Origin of the sequence: Campylobacter concisus UNSWCS, assembly GCF_000466685.1 — a bacterium.
GTDB classification, from domain to species: Bacteria; Campylobacterota; Campylobacteria; order Campylobacterales; family Campylobacteraceae; genus Campylobacter_A; species Campylobacter_A concisus_A.
Genome location: NZ_ANNG01000001.1, coordinates 1 through 408 on the forward strand (window position 1 = coordinate 1; position 408 = coordinate 408).

At 46.1% G+C, this 408-nt stretch carries 4 tRNA genes; all 4 read left to right on the forward strand.

The annotated features are described in order from the left end of the window. Positions 1 to 58 precede the first annotated feature (58 nt). Positions 59 to 134: transfer RNA gene (locus tag UNSWCS_RS00005), tRNA-Lys, on the forward strand. Positions 135 to 147: 13 nt separating this feature from the next. Then, a tRNA-Glu gene (locus UNSWCS_RS00010) sits at positions 148 to 223 on the forward strand. A 16-nt stretch (positions 224 to 239) separates the two neighbouring features. Then, positions 240 to 315: transfer RNA gene (locus tag UNSWCS_RS00015), tRNA-Val, on the forward strand. A 12-nt stretch (positions 316 to 327) separates the two neighbouring features. Then, positions 328 to 404: transfer RNA gene (locus tag UNSWCS_RS00020), tRNA-Asp, on the forward strand. The last annotated feature ends 4 nt before the right edge of the window (positions 405 to 408 follow it).

The window sequence follows — 408 nt, forward strand, 5'->3', positions numbered from 1 at the left end:
TTTTCTTGACATATAATAATGTTTTTTGTATAATCTCAATTCTTTTTTAAATAATCATGTCTTGCTAGCTCAGTCGGTAGAGCATCTCACTTTTAATGAGGGGGCCGTTGGTTCGAATCCAACGCAGGACACCATTTTTGGGTTTATGACCCTTTCGTCTAGTGGCTCAGGACTCTACTTTCTCTGTGTAGAAACAGAGGTTCAAATCCTCTAAGGGTCGCCAGATGTTTTAAATTTCAGGTCGCTTAGCTCAGTTGGTAGAGCGCCACCCTTACAAGGTGGATGTCATAAGTTCGAGTCTTATAGCGACCACCATTGCTTTTAGGTGCAGCGGTAGTTCAGTTGGTTAGAATGCCGCCCTGTCACGGCGGAGGTCGCGGGTTCGAGCCCCGTCCGCTGCGCCATCTA